This is a genomic window from Mesorhizobium sp. P3_A2 (genome assembly GCF_056403115.1).
Map to the genome: position 1 here is coordinate 1 of NZ_JBFUGC010000028.1, position 14573 is coordinate 14573.

Below are 14573 nucleotides of genomic sequence, written 5' to 3' on the forward strand. Positions count from 1 at the left end.
CGGCCGCTCTCTCCACCCATGATGGTTGCGACTTTCTGAAAGGTCTTGATGTCTGCCTCTGTGATGCGCGCATCGCGCATCCTAGCCCTGAGCGAGGCCAATCGGGTATCGAGGGCTGGCGAAATTTCGACGTCACTCATCATCTTCGTTCCTCCTGGGCGCCATGGGAGACTACTGCAAAAATGCTCCGCCGCCCTCGTGGTGATCGGAAGGCGGCGGACCAAAGACCGGCGATGAAGGGACTTTAATCGGCGGTCGCCATTCAATTCAGCTGTTGGACAAGCGTTCCCTATCGACCCACTTCTCGGACTTTTTTGTCTGGGTTTAGGACCTAGGTCTGAGCCCGGTTTTGCTGAGGTCGGATCGCGGAACATTTGTGGAGGCGTTACGTTCGGCAGTGTCATTCGCGTCGTTTTATTGGGGAGATGGCTTAATGCCAATTTCGAATGAGTTGAAGGACGAGTACCTGGAATTTGAGTGCCCCAACTGTTCCCATGTAATGGTGAAAAAGGGCTCGTGGTTCAAGGTTATATCGAGCTTCAACTGCGACCAATGCGACGCGAAGATCAGGCTTGGCTATCCGGACAAGCTCACACTTTTTGAACAAAAGAAGCGAAGCATGAACCTGTCTGCACGGTGAGAGTTCAAGCGGCCCGACAGTGCGTTGGGGTGGTGGGTTGACCGTCGGGCCTAGGCGGCTTGGGCGAGCCAGCAGGTCGGGCTTTCTCTTGCCGCTTATGTCAATCGCTCGATGAGCTTCCTGCGTTCCCCTCCGCGAGCCGGAATGCGTAGTTGTTACGGATATGATTGTTGAAATGGCGGCCCTTAGCAAACGCGGATTGAAACGCGGCAAAGGCCTCAACCGGTACGTCCAAGAACTCGTAGTGCTTCCCGCTGGCTACAAACCAGACCGAGAGAACCCGGGTGTTTGGGTCAAAGTCGAACTTGCTGATCGAGGTCGACGGCATGGTTGAGGGTCTTCGGCAACCGCCCCGCTCGTAGTTGTCCAGTTCCAGCGGATCGTGGTCCGACTGCTCGTGCCACTTCACTTGGCGGAAATCACGCCGGTGGTCCACCTGTTGACCGCAGATTTCCCAGGCTTGGGGCACCGAGAATGGGCGAATCCGGCATCGAGTATTCGCGTCATGTAGCTCTTCTCTTGCCCTTGGCGACTAGCCGGTCGACCTCTGACTCTGCGACGGAAAACAAGCTATCCAACGCGTCCAATTGCGATGACAATCCGTCTTCGGCAAACCCTCGCCTCAAAGCTGACACCTCCGCCTTTGCTCGTAATAGCGCAGCAGCCAAACGGTCGCCTCCGGGCTGCTGAAGCCCGTCGACGGTTTCAACAATCCAGGAAGATGCCAACGTCACGGTGGCGCGAAAGACGTACGCGCCTTGCCCGTTGCGAACTCTCACCGACATCGCCCGGCGTGAACCGTCAGGCAGAACCTCTTTGATCAGGTCAGGTAACACATCAACCGCTTGAACACTCAGGTCGTCCAGCGTCTCGCAAACGATGCCGTCTTCATCCTTGCCATCTTCGAAGTCGAAAAAATAACGAGCCATTGACCACTCCAAATAAGGACGGGAGTCGCGTGCTCTCTGGTGCCGGTGTGCCTAATTCATATCCGACGCTGGATGAAAACCTTCGTCATCCCAAAATGTTCCCCGGATTTGGTACGATTCCGTACACTCTTAGTTGGCTCGGTCGCGCATGCCACGTTCTCTGCCGTCATTCCTCTGCTTATCAGGGGTGGGGTGGTGTCGAAGCAGAGCTTCTAGCCGAGCCACCTTGGGTCGGCGAATTGACTCGCTAACCCATGGTTAGAAGCGTACAAAGACAAGTCGCTGGCCACTGAACGGGCGCTGGCGCTTGAGAGTGTACATCGTACTCCCGCCCTGTGGGAGCCATACGATGGTTGACGAAGCCGAACTGTCGGTCGACGCACTCGATTTTCATACTATCAGGACTGCGTTCAAGAGCTTGGTCGCCGAGGGCTCGCTGCCTGAAAGCCGCTGGGTCGATCTTGCGGAGCAAATGGTTAGAGACCTGACCGGGTCGGAAAGCGTTGATCCAAACCTTATCCTCTGGATCATCAGCAAATGACTATCAGCAAAGCCTGTGGCGCCTCCCGAAGGCCAGTTCAGGCAATTGTCGGATTGGTACGGACTGTTGGTATGTCTGGTTCCGACCTTAACGTTGATGTCGATCATTTTGTATCACTCGACAGTGGGGTGGGGATGAAATGACCGGGTCCAGAAATACCCCGTTCCGAAACGAGCTTCTGCGCCGCATGCCAGTCGCTGATTTTGATCGTCTCGAACCGGATATCGAGCGTTGCACATTGGCATTGAGAGCGCCGCTTGAAATTCCGAGACAGCCTATCGAGGCCGTCTATTTCATGGAGGCAGGCATAGCGTCTGTTGTCGCAAAGACGTCGAACGGGCGCGATGCCGAGGTAGGATTTATTGGCTTTGAAGGGATGACAGGCTCGGCGCTCGTGATGGGCGACGACCGAAGCATTCACGAATGCTATGTCCAGTCGGCCGGAGAAGCTGCCAGGATTTTGGCCGGCGCCTTCACCTCCGCTCTGAAAGAAAGTCCAACGCTCAGGCTGTATCTGCTACGCTACGTGCAGTCTCTGCATATTCAGACGGGTTTCACGGCGTTGGCCAACGCCCGATCCAAGCTGGAGGACCGGCTGGCGCGGTGGCTGCTCATGTGTGATGACAGGGTTGACGGCAGCCAGCTGACAGTTACACACGACCTCGTGTCTCTGATGCTCGGCGTTCGCCGCCCGGGGGTCACGGTAGCGCTTCAACTGCTGGAGGGGCGCGGGCTCATCCGATCCCACCGTGGCGAAATTTTAATCCGCGACCGACAGGGTCTGATCGACTTGGCAAATGGGAGCTATGGACCGCCCGAGGCCGAGTACAGCCGCCTAGTCGGCGACATCGGCGGAAGTTGAAGCTTTCGTTTGGCGTCTATGGCCTGCCGCCCATTGACGACAGTGGCTTTGGATCGTCCCATCCTGTTCGACGTATGAGCACTACAGCAGGCCTTGGTAAAAAACGTACAGTCGAATCCCGTTGAAATCGCGCACTGCGGGAATATGAATCGCAAAGTCGCTGGCTGGTAGTTGTGGGCGTCAGCGATTGAGAGTTCGCTACTCCCGCCCGCCCCTCAGGAGCTGCCGTCATGGATGGCTCGAACTGTGGTAGCCCAACCTTCGTTGAAGTGATCGAGGCCTGCGGCGAATGGTTCGTCCGCGTGGTAGAGGACGGGAATGAAGACTGTCGTTCATTCGAGATCGAGGTCTACGCCCTAGCCTTCGCAGAAGGGCAGCGGATACGCTTGCATCTCGATAAGGTTGTGAGACTCTAGGACGCCTTCGTTCACCTTGGGTACTTCCCTAGCGGAATGTCTGTGAGCGGAACCTAATATACGCCGGCGCTTTATGAACTCCATGAGCACACGCGGCACGAACTTCCTTCACAAATGGCTTTCCAGCAACGTACCCGAGACGGTGAGCGCGGACATTCTCTCAGTTGCCGAGCTGACTCAAAATCTGTTTGCAGACGCCAAAGCGATCGGCATTAGCAGCGTTGAAATCGAGGAAGACACGGAGAGCGTCTACGAGGTAATTCTGGACACGATCGTGCACCAAGATCCCGGCTTAGCAGAGTGAAGGCAATCCATGCCCAGCGTCTGGGTCGCGTTTTGTTTCGTCGTCATCGTGGTGGCCCTGGTGGTGCTATGGTCGATGAACTTGTAGCGGCTCAGATGGCTAGCGACGGCAGGCCGCGCCCCCAAACCAAACCTGCGCAACCTACCGTCACCCCAACGTACGCGGAATCCACGCGCGGGTTGGGGTCCGCCATACGACCCTGGCAGATTGGCCTTATGGTGCAACACTCGTTGAGAGATCGATCGCTTACCTATGCAACTCCAGGACGCGTGCTTGGTTGCAGTTCTAATTTTCATAAAATTGCAAGCGGCTAACGAGCGGTGCTCGGCTGATTAGCTCCGCCACACAGGCGGGCGTCAGGACGCACGGGGCGCTTCGCCGGCGTAGGATGGGCCCCGCGGAAACGCTCGCTTGCGGGGCTAGTAGCGGCCCAGCGGCCAAGGCGGGGGGCTTGGGGTTCTTGACCACCGGGCCTAACCGGCGACGGAGAGGGTGCCGGCTGGCAAGGGATCATACGCCGATATAATGTGTTGTAGAACAGGCTCTTTCCGTTCCCGAGACGTCTTACGTTAAGAAATTCTAATAAAAGAGACCCGCCGTCGTCTGGCGATACTCCGGGTGCCGCGCCCTTTGCATGTATCAGGCAGGGTTCCGGAGGGAGTTATGTCACCCAGGAGATTTATCGAGCGGCGAAGCACAAGCCCGGCTTGGACGCGTTGCCGTGGGAGGCCACTATAGGGCGGCTAATCAGAAGGCCTATGTATGTTAGCCCCCCATGGTCATCCAGCCGTCACGTTGATGTCGGATGCTTCAAAAGCTGTCCAGTCCCGTCATTTTGTCGGTCGGCTCCCACTTCAAAATGAATAGGCTAACGGACACAACGCGGCCTCTGATGTGGTCGGGGGAAGACTTGGCACCGTTCGTGCAAGTCTGGAATTGCCGGCTAATCCCGGCCCTGATTTGTGTAACAAATCGGGATGGGCTCGTCGGGAGTCGGGGTTGGGGCCAACATCCGGCGAGTTCCGGTCCGCAATGGAACAGTAGCTGACGCGAGGTCTGCCCGAATAGGATCATATCCCGGTCAGCCAAGCGAGCATGGGTTCTCGGCGACTTTGGTGGCAGAGCATAATCGAGATCGGATGGTGAAATGCCAAAGTATATTGTCGAGAGAATGTTGGGAGAGACCGTGCAGACCAGCGAGGAGATCGTCGCGCCGTCGCCTTTTAGGGCGGCGTCCAACGCGACAGGTCGGTCAATGTCGATTTGGGATGGTGAAAATGCATACGTGCGAATTTCCCAAGCCGGAGTGCACCGCTCGTTCGCTTATGTCTGTCGCCATTAGGCAGGACGCAGGTGCCAGCGCGTAAGCAAGTCGGGCTTGGGGCTTTACCTGCCTAAGCGCCGGCCCGGCGGATTTGACCCACCGCTGTAAGGACCTAGCCGACTTTTCGACGTACCTTCGTCATGCCTTTAAGCAGGAGAGATCAAAACTGGGCCGCCAACGGACGGCGGCAAGCGATTCCGCCAAGCAATCAGGTCTGCCGTGTGCCCGTCGCCAAAATTACAGGTTGGCCCGAGAGGCAGAGAAGCAGCGCGAGACTCGATCTATTCCGCCAACGTGTCGAAAAGCGATGCCTGCAGGCCACAGCGAGGCGCCAGGAGACCACCGCATACGGTGCTTAACAGCGGTCGAGCGTAAGCGGCGCGCGTCGTTCGGGACGCCCTCATCTGTTCGGCCGATGTGCCAGACAAAGTAAGGCGCCAAGTTGCACATGTGAGCAGCGCGAGGGGTAGCGGCAATGCCGAGCGGGGTTTTAATTCCGGTTACCGTGACAATCGACGGGATCAAGAAGACATTCCCGTCGCTCGCAGTCTTGGCACTCCATCTAGGTTCAAATTCGACTGCGCCGGTTGCTTGGCGTAGTCGCAACCCCGACCGACCAATTCAGGACTGGGTGGATAAGCAGCTTATGCGTAAAGTCAGCAGGGCTAACAATGTTGAGTAATCCCTCGCATGGGCGCGCCCGCTGTTCACCTAAAAGGCCCTGCCTGTTCTTACTGCCGGAACCTAACGCCATCCGCGAGCTTATGGCGGCATGAGCACACGCGGAATCAACTTCCTTCACAAATGGCTGTCGGAAAATATCCCCGAGACCGCGGGCGCCGATGTCATCTCGGTTAATGATCTAATCCGCAAGCTGATTGCCGACGCCAGGTTTGTCGGAGTCAGACGGGAAGAGATCTACGAGGAGGTACACAGCGTCTATCACGTCATCCTCGATGCCATCGTGCACTATGAGCCAGGCTTGGCGGCCGGCACTGTCAAGTTAAGCGAGAGCTAATAAGTGGCGTCGCCGATTCCGCAAACCAAGGTTGTTTCGAAATGAAACGCTTGCGCGGTGCGTACCTTGCTTGGCCATACAGATCATCGGGGGGCAGGCAAGGGTAAGGATCGCCAAACGCTACCCTGGAATTGACTCGATAATCGCCCAATAGCGCGTATTCTATCTTCGTCGGCGCTCGTGAGGGGCATCGCCGCTTGGGAGACTAGACTGCACTCTCGCCCATTTTGAGGGAGGCAGAGTTGCTACGTATCCCACAAAGTCGGTTCCTAAGCCCGGACGATTTGGCGACCTGTCAGCGCGTATTTAACCGGATATGCGCCCATGCTAAGTTAGAACGCAGATCGGTAGACGGTGAGGCCTTGGCGTCCGCTGTGCTGGCAAATTTTCAACAAGGCATCGTTGACGAAAAGGAATTGCTAGCTGCAGTCCACGCGAGCCGTGACGACTTCACGCATCTACCCAACTGACCCAGCCGTAGGCGGCTAACCGGCCCTGTCATGTTCGGCTGGATGAACGGCGCCCTCTTGCCGGTGATGGTCTCGATCAACTTCAACAGCGGTCCGTGGACCTCACGAAGCGCTTGGTAGTGCTCACTGTGGTACGCCGAGAGCGGCCCGACGATACTCTTGTGCAGCGCTCTGCTGCAACGAGGAAGCGCTCGATTTCGTCCTGTGAAAGCTGTTTGGAAGGTTTGGTTCTTGCCATATAGCGAACCCCGTTTTGAAGGGATCGCCGCAACGAGGACAATAATCCTATATACCGGAGTGGGTGACAAGAGGCCCGTAAAAGCCACCCGCAGTTGAATTGGCACTGGTTCGACATCACCTGTTCTCGTCTTTTGTGGCTCGATCATAGTGCATCTTGCGGGATACGCCCGACGCCACGCCCTTGGCACTGCTCAAGCGACATATTCCAAGCAGGCATACCTGAACCGCCCCGGGTTTTCCGGAGGCCGTTTCGTTTGAGTCACGCGGCCATGGCTGGTTCTTCCAGCATGGCATAGTAGCGTTCCTCGGCTTCGGCCGGCGGGATGTTGCCGATGGGCTCCAGCAGCCGGCGATTGTTGAACCAGTCGACCCATTCCAACGTCGCGAACTCGACGGCCTCGAACGAGCGCCATGGTCCGCGTCGATGAATCATCTCGGCCTTGTAGAGGCCGTTGATCGTTTCGGCGAGAGCATTGTCGTAGCTATCGCCGACACTGCCCACCGAAGGCTCGACGCCGGCCCTACGTCGCGACCTGGACGGGCTTCGTCTATGTCGCCTTTGTCATCGACACCTATGCTCGCCGGATCGTCGGCTGGCGGGTGAGCCGGACGGCGCATGCCTCTGGAACACGCTCTCCATGATCGGCGGCCCGTGCAGGGAGGCGGGCTCATCCATCACAGCGATAGAGGCACCAGTACGTCAGCATTCGATACACTGAGCGCTTGGCGGAGGTGAAGTCGGAGACCCACAGCATGTTCGGCGCCGAGGCATGGAACTGGCGATTGACGTGATCGAGAGGGCATGGTGCCGCCTTGTCGCTCACCGTGGTGCGGATCGGCTTGCCACGGATGATGGCCCGCTGCACGGTTGCCCGCCTGATGAAGGCCATGGGCCTCGAAGGCATTGCTCCTTGGCCTCGTGAGGTAACGGAATGTGCCTATCACTCGACGGGCCGCTCACTTTGTATCGTTAAGTCCTACATCGCCGCCATCACCGCTTCCATGCTCGCCAGCGCGGTCTGGCGCTACCCGGCAGCGCGACATGATCGGCACGGGCGCCTACTTGCTGTTTCGATAGCGCAGTGGGTCCGACCTGGCCTGTATCATTTTAATACAATCCCCAATTGGTAGACTCGCGCGCTGCACCGGCAGTTAGTGCCTCCGCCGGGCCTTTAAGGGGGAAGGCCGCGACGGGAGGAACAACGATGCCCGTGCAGAAAGATGACTATCGAACGAACAGAGCCGACTATGCGATTGCTGCGAAGCATGGCGCGGACGACGATCGAGCGGAGCTACTGGCAATGAAGAAGAAGACTCTTTGGCTGAAAGACCGGCGATCCGCCAAATTGTCTGAACACCCGGCCGAAAGTTCGCCAGAACCGAAAGGCAGACCGCGCGGTTAGCTCGGCGCCATGCGGACAGTACCCACGGCATTTGCACCTGGCGGGAATATAAACAGCCTGATCGTTTTGAGATGTGCTAGTCTCTCGCTGGGCGCTAACCCCCAGTTTCTGGGGGAGCCGGCGACGGGGTTGGCGGCTGGGCGGCCGTCAGCCTGCCCTCACCCGAACCGAGCGGCCTCCCAGAAAGGAGCGCGCTATGCCAATCAGCGAAGCTGATTTCATCAACCAAGAGAATATCAAGCACTTCGAAAAGAAGCTTGAAACGGAAACAGACCCGATCAATCGAGTCCTGCTTTTGAAGCTCCTCGCCCAAGAGACGGCTTGGTCGCTCCCTCACGTTGCCGCTGTTTCTAAGATCTAAATCAGTGTAGGCCTGTGGCTGATTATGACTTTGCGTTTGTCAACGACATAATCACCAACGGATTACTGGTACACCGGGCATGCGCTTAAATGGTTCCGGCGAGAAACCCACCTCAAGGTAAGCCCCACCGGAATCAGCTGGTGGGGCTCATGGAGCAGCCCATTTGCTGAAGGGGCTGTTCGGCCGTGTGACCAGGGAAGATCACACTGTGCAGTTTGGCGCCTTCCTTTGCCTCGCACATCGGCCAAACAGATGAGGACGCTTCCCGCGCCTGGCGAGTCCTTGTGCCGGCGCTACGATGGTGATCTGCTGCAGTCCGCAAAGCGAGGGACCACCATGGAAGAGACCGTTATGAAGGCTCCGGTGCTGAATGTCGTCCTAGCATCTGGGGTCGACGCACCAGCCGGCACCGTCTCAGTCACGTTTGGCTTCATCGACAAAAAGAAATTCCAGCTTGATTTCTCCGCCCAATGCGTGCCGATGACCATCGCCGCACTCGCCGCCGAGATGGGAAAGCTTGTCGCTGCACTCCCTGCAGATAAGGCTCCGGCCTTGCAGGGCATTGCTGTAACCAGCACGCAATTGGCGATGAAAGACGACGGCACTGTTTCCATCTTTCTGCGATTAGAGAGCGGTGCAGAACTTCCCCTTGATTTTCGTCTGGATGACCTCACCCGACTGCGGCAACAAATCGACGAAGCGATCAAAGTCGGCGATCGGAAAACCCGTCACTGACGAGTGCCTGCAACTGGGCGACATCGAAGCCCTCGCGCTGCAACTGCCGCCAGACCTTGCGAACGCCGTAGACGCGGAAGTTCGCCTCGAACACGCGTCGGACCTCATCCTTCAAAGCCTCATCCCGCTTCGCCCGAGCCGACAGCCGGGAGGGATCGATGCGCTTGGCGACATGGTCGTGGTAGGTCGATCGGCAGCACCTTGCAGATCGGCTCGACCCCATGCGCCTCGCGGTGATCGTCAATGAATGCGATCATGGCTTGAACCGGCGGTCGAGCTCCGCCTGGGCAAAATACGCGGAAGCCTTGCGAAGGATTTCGTTGGCCTGGCGAAGCTCGCGGTTCTCGCGTTCCAAAGCCTTGAGTTTCGTCGCCACATCCGTAGGCACACCGGCTCGCACGCCACTGTCGCGCTCGGCCTTCTTCACCCACTCATGCAGCGTCTGCGCCGTGCAGCCGATCTTGGCGGCGATCGACGACACCGCCGCCCACCGCGAGGCATGCTCGCCTTCGTGATCCAGAACCAGCCGCACCGCACGGGCTCGGACCTCGGGAGAGAACTTGTTGGTCGTCTTGCTTGTCCCACCTTCTCAGGAGTTGGAGCCTCCGATCAACCCGGCGCGGTTCAGGGCGGCTCGAGCTCTGCCAACACGGGAGCGTGGCCTGATGGTCTGCATTGTGTGCGAACATTCCGGTTGCAGGATGGATATCAGGTGGGCGCTAAGGACGGATGAAGCGACGGTAGTGCTGCCGCTTCGAACTTGAGTCTCCCATCTACAACGCTATAAATGCTACGGCCCGGGAGGTTGCCTACGCCGCAAATTAGAATCATGACTGAACGGGACGTGCCATTGGTATCAGAGCTCATGGGCGAGTCTTGGCGCAGGCGGCTCCTGGCCAGCAGGTTACCAGCGCCACGTCCGCAGCCCCGGGGCAGATGAAAACCACGACCGAAGGCTGTTAGCCGGAGAGCTGGCGGGCACTCGAAAACCCCGCTGACTTTGGTCGGCGGGGTTCATCTGAATGCTTGGCGCCGGCGGTCCTTTCACTTCTTGCAATCTGGGATCTTTTTCAATGCATCGTTCGCTTCCGCCTCAGTCTTATATATGGTTTTCGAAAGCTCTATGACGAGGGTTCCGTCTGGCTCCTTCGTAACCACCTCGCACTGCTTCGAAACGGCATCCTTAGCGACCCAATATTGGGCGGTGTCTGCAAATGCCGAACCTGAAAAATGAATGAGCAGCGCTATGGTGATTGCGATTTGGCGTGCCATTTTAATTACTCCTTTATCGCATTAGAACGTGCGGCTTTGGGCTTCTGTTCCCCTGGAGGGATTTACCCTGCTTTAACGCACCACAGGAACGCGCCAAACCGCTCCGGCGGCGGGGGTGAATGACCGTGCCGAAGTCCAAAAGGTTTTGGATCGCTGCAGGGATTCTGGCAACATCGTTGCTCTGGTGATGTCGATGTCCCTCGCCGCGCTCGCACGTCACTGACGGCCCTGCGGTCCTGCCTGAGACTGCAGCGGCCCTGTCATGTTCGGCAGGATGAACGGCGCCCGATTGCCGGTGATGTCTCGATCGATTTCTGCAGCGGTCCGTGGACCTCACGAAGCGCACGGTAGTGCTCGCTGTGTACGCTAGTCGCGGCCCGACGATGCTCTTGTGCAACGCCTCTGCTCCACGAGGAAGCGCTCTATTTCGTCCGGCGAAAGCTGTTTTGAAGGCTTGGTTCTGCCCACGCTTGATTTAGTGAACGCACCGTATCGCATGCGAGCGTTTCGAAAAGAGACTTTAATGTGGCATACAGCTTGCTTCCCGCGAACCGGCAGGAGGTACGAATATGATACTTCACGAGATCGGGACGATGACGATATGCTCGTCCAATGCCCTAGTTGCAAGCGAATGATGATCCGCGAAGGTCGCTTGATCAAAAGCTCCACGTCTCTGACGTGTGTGGCAATCTTTGAAAACCGCAGGCCACCATCATAGTTGTCCGGCCGCGGGGCGCTTCGGCGGCGTAGGACAGGGCGACGAGAAACGCGCGCTGGTCTTAACGAAAGGCGGCTAGCCATCGAATCCGCCGCGTCAGGTCATAGTCAGCAGCCTGACTTTGAGAGCCTTCGCCGAGCCTGCCAGCCGCCTCGGCAAGGTGATTGCCATACGCTTCGGCGACGAACGCCAAGGTCATCAGGTCGATCAAGAAATCGTCGACTGCGCCCGCGACCACGTTTGACCGCCACTCAATTTCAAGCACCAGGGTGCGTGCCTCTGCTAACGCTGCCTCTGGTTCGCCCGCATCTAGTAGCGCTTCAAGTCTATCGAAAACCACCCTAAACCCCGCGAGTCCCACCCACGCGCACTGTCGATGCATGGTGAATTTATGGGCGATCGGCCTTGTCGTCGAGGACGAAAGAAGCTGCAATTAGGTCATCGCCGTCAATGCGGCCGCTCTCTCCACCGATGATGGTTGCGACTTTCTGAAAGGTCTTGATGTCTGCCTCTGTGATGCGCGCATCGCGCATCCTAGCCCTGAGCGAGGCCAATCGGGTATCGAGGGCTGGCGAAATTTCGACGTCACTCATCATCTTCGTTCCTCCTGGGCGCCATGGGAGACTACTGCAAAAATGCTCCGCCGCCCTCGTGGTGATCGGAAGGCGGCGGACCAAAGACCGGCGATGAAGGGACGTTGATCGGCGGTCGCCATTCAATTCAGCTGTTGGACAAGCGTTCCCTACCGTCCCACTTCTCGGACTTTTTTGTCTGAGTCTAGGACCTAGGTCTGACCCGGTGTGCTCATGTCGGATCGCTGCTGATTTTGGGCTTAGGCGGCGCCATTTCATTGATCCAATACCAGCGGCTCGTGATCCGGCTGCTCATGCCACATCACCTGGCGGAAGTCGCGCCGGTCGACCTGCTGCCCGCAAACAGCGCAAACGTAGAAACGATCGTCACCGTCCGACTTCGGCCCCTGGTGGTCCGGAGGGCCCACGTCAATGATTTTGGTCAATAGCTTCTCCTGATAATTGAGCGAAAGTTCCAGCATCTCCTCGCCGTTCTCATTGCGGACGATGAGCTTCAGCTCGTGAGATCCGCCAGCCGGCAAAATCTCCAATGCAAGCTCTGCAAGGTCGACCACAGCTTCATCTTTTGCCGCTTCGAAATCCGGCACGTCGGAGCCCTCATCGTCAGCGATCAGGTTTCCGTTTTCCCAGAAATCGAAAAAATAGCGCGGCATGGGCAACGAACTTGGGCGCGCACGAAAGGTTCCGGGCATTAGTTCGGGCTAATCTTTGGGGCGCCGGAATTCGATGACCTTCGCCACGCCATCCGGCTCAAGCGGCTTATGCCCAGGCCCTTCGTGGTAAAACACCTGCCGAGCGTCGCGCTGGTCGACCAACTGTCCACAGTTCGGGCAGTTGTAGAAATGGTCTCGCTCGTCGGCCGGATCGGCGCGGTGTCGCTTACCGGGGATTGGTGGGCCGAGATCGGACAGCGTGGTCATTTTCGGCCTACGCCTTATCGACAAGCGGCGTCTTCCGCTTGGGAGGCACATAGCTGTCAACCAGGCTCACGTGTTCGGCGTCGACCGTCACACGTGGCCGAAGGCTAATGGTGACCTTGTCGCCATCGACGCGTGTGACCTTGCCGGTGAGTTCCATGTGCTGCCCGACCACGGCCTTCGAAGTCGAATCGACAACCGAATGCGGGAAACTGTAGGAGGGGATAGTCACGCTGATGCGATCAGGTGTCACCCGGCCGCGCACAATCGCAGTGACGGCGACCTCATCACCTACTTTGATATTACCCCGAGCCATACCTAAGATTCTGGCGCGTCCGGCGCCGGCGTCAAGATGAGCGCGGGCTAATACACGCCGCGCGCCTTCACGAAAAGGGGGAGAAAGTTGCTCATTGCACGACCTCGCAATCGTTGAGAGCGCCAGAACGCACCACGGAAATTTTAGTTTCCAAATTTGGAACTATTTTAGCTTAGTCTAATTGAATCGCGGGGCGTGGGTCAGTGCATGCATTTGAAGTTTGTCGAGCCGTTGATGCCGACTCTCGTGGAGAAGCCTCCAGAGGGCGACGGTTGGATTCACGAAGTGAAGTTCGACGGCTACCGCTCCCAGATCATCATTGATCACGACGTCCGTATTTTTACGCGCAACGGCCATGACTGGACGGCGAAATATCGAAACCTGGCCGGCGCTGCAAAAAGGCTGGGCGTCGACAACGCCATCATCGACGGCGAAATAGTCGTGCTCAACGAAGCTGGCCTGTCGGACTACCAGGCGTTGCGCAAGGCAATCACCCGACGCCAGCACGACTTGTATTTCGTGGCCTTCGATCTGCTGCACCTCAACGGCCATGACCTGCGAGACATGCCGCTTGGGGACCGCCGGGAAATCCTGGCCGAAATGATCGGCGGTCGCATCCAGTTCAGCGAAGCGCTGCCTGGCTGGCTCTGCGGTGTTGCACCTGGTCGAGCAGGCCGGGTTGGAAGGCGTGGTTTCAAAGCGTATTGACAGCAGATATCGCAGTGGCCCGTCGACCAACTGGCTTAAGGCCAAATGCAACTCGATTGACGAATACGAACTGCTCGGCGTCGAGCGAGAGGCAGGTAAACCGGCCTTTGCCCTAATGGGAGAGCGACTGTCTGGGGTGTCAAGTTGCATTTGCGAACTCGCTTCTCGCGTCGCGTGCTTTTGCATTGAGGATGACGAGAAGTTTTCTCGCGAGCGCGATGTGTATGAGCATTTTGGGCTTTCCCGCCTGCTGCAACCGTTGAGCGAACGCTTTGAGGTGGGGATCGAACTTGGCCACGATGGCTGCGACGATGAAGAGGATGCCACGCGGCCCGGCGCGCCCGCCGCGCACATGCCTGTTGCCGGCGCGCCTGCCACTGTCGTTGGCGATGGGGGCGAGGCCTGCCAGCTTGGCGATGGCCTTGTTGGAGATGAGGCCGATCTCTGGCAGTTCGGCCATCAGGCGTGCGACGGTGCGGCCGGCCACGCCCTTGAGCGAGCAGAAGGTCGATCCCAGCCTGGCCCACAGCGGATCGTCGTCGATCATGGAGGCGATCTCGCCTTCCAGGCGCCGCTCCTCGCGCTTGAGGAAAGCCAGCATGGCCTCGATGCTGGCGCATGCCTCGGCATCGCGTGCGGCACTTTTGCGCTGCTTGTTGATGGTGGCATCGCCGACAACCTGGCAAAGCCGCCCAACCAGCGCAGCAAGGCGCTGCTGGGCAGTGCTGGGTGGTGGCGTCGGGACCGTCTTCTTGACTGCGCCGTAATGGGCGATGACGGCAGCGTCGATCCGGTCGGTCTTCTCC

The 14573-nt window shown here is 58.1% G+C and carries 17 protein-coding genes, 4 pseudogenes and 1 other annotated feature; of the genes and pseudogenes, 9 read left to right on the forward strand and 12 right to left on the reverse strand.

The features are described 5' to 3' along the window. Positions 1-740 precede the first annotated feature (740 nt). The gene (locus AC1DXM_RS31400; protein WP_477239386.1) at positions 741-1076 is read right to left on the reverse strand and encodes a KTSC domain-containing protein; all 336 of its coding nucleotides are present in this window, start codon (positions 1074-1076) and stop codon (positions 741-743) included. A gap of 67 nt (positions 1077-1143) precedes the next feature. After that, the gene (locus AC1DXM_RS31405; RefSeq protein WP_477239388.1) at positions 1144-1569 is read right to left on the reverse strand and encodes a DUF6894 family protein; all 426 of its coding nucleotides are present in this window, start codon (positions 1567-1569) and stop codon (positions 1144-1146) included. A 349-nt stretch (positions 1570-1918) separates the two neighbouring features. On the opposite strand from AC1DXM_RS31405, the gene AC1DXM_RS31410 reads away from it, so the two are divergent. The 5 genes from AC1DXM_RS31410 (at position 1919) to AC1DXM_RS31430 (ending at position 6034) form a co-directional block, all read left to right on the forward strand. After that, a complete protein-coding gene (locus AC1DXM_RS31410; protein ID WP_477239390.1) occupies positions 1919-2110 on the forward strand; it encodes a hypothetical protein in 192 nt (63 codons plus the stop codon). A 139-nt stretch (positions 2111-2249) separates the two neighbouring features. Beyond that, positions 2250-2972, forward strand: a complete 723-nt coding sequence (locus AC1DXM_RS31415; protein ID WP_477239392.1) for a Crp/Fnr family transcriptional regulator — start codon at positions 2250-2252, stop codon at positions 2970-2972. Positions 2973-3202: 230 nt separating this feature from the next. Continuing rightward, entirely contained in the window at positions 3203-3388 is a 186-nt protein-coding gene (locus AC1DXM_RS31420) for a hypothetical protein (RefSeq protein ID WP_477239394.1), read from the forward strand. 82 nt (positions 3389-3470) lie between these two features. Continuing rightward, positions 3471-3692, forward strand: a complete 222-nt coding sequence (locus tag AC1DXM_RS31425; protein ID WP_477239396.1) for a DUF768 domain-containing protein — start codon at positions 3471-3473, stop codon at positions 3690-3692. Positions 3693-5788: 2096 nt separating this feature from the next. Further along, entirely contained in the window at positions 5789-6034 is a 246-nt protein-coding gene (locus AC1DXM_RS31430) for a DUF768 domain-containing protein (protein WP_477239398.1), read from the forward strand. Positions 6035-7003: 969 nt separating this feature from the next. Here AC1DXM_RS31430 and AC1DXM_RS31435 read toward each other — a convergent pair. After that, positions 7004-7264, reverse strand: a pseudogene (locus AC1DXM_RS31435) (integrase core domain-containing protein); the annotation flags it as partial. A gap of 2 nt (positions 7265-7266) precedes the next feature. Here AC1DXM_RS31435 and AC1DXM_RS31440 point away from each other — a divergent pair. Then, positions 7267-7488: pseudogene (locus AC1DXM_RS31440) on the forward strand (DDE-type integrase/transposase/recombinase); the annotation flags it as partial. Here AC1DXM_RS31440 and AC1DXM_RS31445 read toward each other — a convergent pair. Beyond that, a pseudogene (locus tag AC1DXM_RS31445) lies at positions 7472-7598 on the reverse strand (IS3 family transposase); the annotation flags it as partial. The pseudogenes AC1DXM_RS31440 and AC1DXM_RS31445 overlap by 17 nt on opposite strands. Positions 7599-8343: 745 nt before the next feature. Between AC1DXM_RS31445 and AC1DXM_RS31450 the strand changes: the two are divergent. Next, on the forward strand, positions 8344-8508 hold the full coding sequence (locus tag AC1DXM_RS31450; RefSeq protein WP_477239400.1) for a hypothetical protein: 165 nt from the start codon (positions 8344-8346) through the stop codon (positions 8506-8508). Positions 8509-8844: 336 nt separating this feature from the next. Continuing rightward, positions 8845-9243: a hypothetical protein gene (locus AC1DXM_RS31455; protein ID WP_477239402.1), complete on the forward strand. Its 399-nt coding sequence runs from the start codon at positions 8845-8847 to the stop codon at positions 9241-9243. A gap of 13 nt (positions 9244-9256) precedes the next feature. Here AC1DXM_RS31455 and AC1DXM_RS31460 read toward each other — a convergent pair. The 7 genes and pseudogenes from AC1DXM_RS31460 to AC1DXM_RS31490 form a co-directional block, all read right to left on the reverse strand. Beyond that, positions 9257-9775, reverse strand: a pseudogene (locus AC1DXM_RS31460) (IS3 family transposase); the annotation flags it as partial. Next, positions 9426-9542 (reverse strand) — a sequence feature (AL1L pseudoknot). (Overlaps the previous pseudogene by 117 nt.) A gap of 512 nt (positions 9776-10287) precedes the next feature. Next, positions 10288-10515: a hypothetical protein gene (locus AC1DXM_RS31465; protein WP_477239404.1), complete on the reverse strand. Its 228-nt coding sequence runs from the start codon at positions 10513-10515 to the stop codon at positions 10288-10290. A 779-nt stretch (positions 10516-11294) separates the two neighbouring features. Further along, complete coding sequence (locus tag AC1DXM_RS31470) at positions 11295-11573, reverse strand: hypothetical protein (protein ID WP_477239406.1); 279 nt, start codon at positions 11571-11573, stop codon at positions 11295-11297. Between the two features lie 49 nt (positions 11574-11622). Continuing rightward, positions 11623-11829: a hypothetical protein gene (locus AC1DXM_RS31475; protein ID WP_477239408.1), complete on the reverse strand. Its 207-nt coding sequence runs from the start codon at positions 11827-11829 to the stop codon at positions 11623-11625. A 251-nt stretch (positions 11830-12080) separates the two neighbouring features. Then, positions 12081-12479 carry a DUF6894 family protein gene (locus AC1DXM_RS31480; RefSeq protein WP_477239410.1) on the reverse strand — a complete coding sequence of 133 codons (399 nt, stop codon included), beginning with the start codon at positions 12477-12479 and terminating at the stop codon, positions 12081-12083. A gap of 48 nt (positions 12480-12527) precedes the next feature. Next, complete coding sequence (locus AC1DXM_RS31485; RefSeq protein ID WP_477239412.1) at positions 12528-12746, reverse strand: hypothetical protein; 219 nt, start codon at positions 12744-12746, stop codon at positions 12528-12530. Between the two features lie 7 nt (positions 12747-12753). Continuing rightward, positions 12754-13059, reverse strand: a complete 306-nt coding sequence (locus AC1DXM_RS31490) for a hypothetical protein (protein WP_477239414.1) — start codon at positions 13057-13059, stop codon at positions 12754-12756. A 207-nt stretch (positions 13060-13266) separates the two neighbouring features. Here AC1DXM_RS31490 and AC1DXM_RS31495 point away from each other — a divergent pair, with 207 nt between their 5' ends. After that, on the forward strand, positions 13267-13767 hold the full coding sequence (locus AC1DXM_RS31495; protein ID WP_477239416.1) for an ATP-dependent DNA ligase: 501 nt from the start codon (positions 13267-13269) through the stop codon (positions 13765-13767). 139 nt (positions 13768-13906) lie between these two features. Here the strand turns inward: AC1DXM_RS31495 and AC1DXM_RS31500 are convergent. Next, the coding region (locus tag AC1DXM_RS31500) for a transposase (RefSeq protein ID WP_477239418.1) at positions 13907-14573 on the reverse strand (667 nt) is incomplete at its 5' end.

Excerpts from the sequence above, each read along its gene's own strand:
- AC1DXM_RS31450 (WP_477239400.1), top strand. The coding sequence starts at position 8,344 with ATGCCAATCAGCGAAGCTGATTTCATCAACCAAGAGAATATCAAGCAC.
- AC1DXM_RS31480 (WP_477239410.1), bottom strand. The coding sequence starts at position 12,479 with ATGCCGCGCTATTTTTTCGATTTCTGGGAAAACGGAAACCTGATCGCT.
- AC1DXM_RS31455 (WP_477239402.1), top strand. The coding sequence starts at position 8,845 with ATGGAAGAGACCGTTATGAAGGCTCCGGTGCTGAATGTCGTCCTAGCA.
- AC1DXM_RS31475 (WP_477239408.1), bottom strand. The coding sequence starts at position 11,829 with ATGATGAGTGACGTCGAAATTTCGCCAGCCCTCGATACCCGATTGGCC.
- AC1DXM_RS31465 (WP_477239404.1), bottom strand. The coding sequence starts at position 10,515 with ATGGCACGCCAAATCGCAATCACCATAGCGCTGCTCATTCATTTTTCA.
- AC1DXM_RS31495 (WP_477239416.1), top strand. The coding sequence starts at position 13,267 with ATGCATTTGAAGTTTGTCGAGCCGTTGATGCCGACTCTCGTGGAGAAG.
- AC1DXM_RS31415 (WP_477239392.1), top strand. The coding sequence starts at position 2,250 with ATGACCGGGTCCAGAAATACCCCGTTCCGAAACGAGCTTCTGCGCCGC.
- AC1DXM_RS31405 (WP_477239388.1), bottom strand. The coding sequence starts at position 1,569 with ATGGCTCGTTATTTTTTCGACTTCGAAGATGGCAAGGATGAAGACGGC.
- AC1DXM_RS31430 (WP_477239398.1), top strand. The coding sequence starts at position 5,789 with ATGAGCACACGCGGAATCAACTTCCTTCACAAATGGCTGTCGGAAAAT.
- AC1DXM_RS31490 (WP_477239414.1), bottom strand. The coding sequence starts at position 13,059 with ATGGCTCGGGGTAATATCAAAGTAGGTGATGAGGTCGCCGTCACTGCG.
- AC1DXM_RS31485 (WP_477239412.1), bottom strand. The coding sequence starts at position 12,746 with ATGACCACGCTGTCCGATCTCGGCCCACCAATCCCCGGTAAGCGACAC.
- AC1DXM_RS31410 (WP_477239390.1), top strand. The coding sequence starts at position 1,919 with ATGGTTGACGAAGCCGAACTGTCGGTCGACGCACTCGATTTTCATACT.
- AC1DXM_RS31420 (WP_477239394.1), top strand. The coding sequence starts at position 3,203 with ATGGATGGCTCGAACTGTGGTAGCCCAACCTTCGTTGAAGTGATCGAG.
- AC1DXM_RS31425 (WP_477239396.1), top strand. The coding sequence starts at position 3,471 with ATGAGCACACGCGGCACGAACTTCCTTCACAAATGGCTTTCCAGCAAC.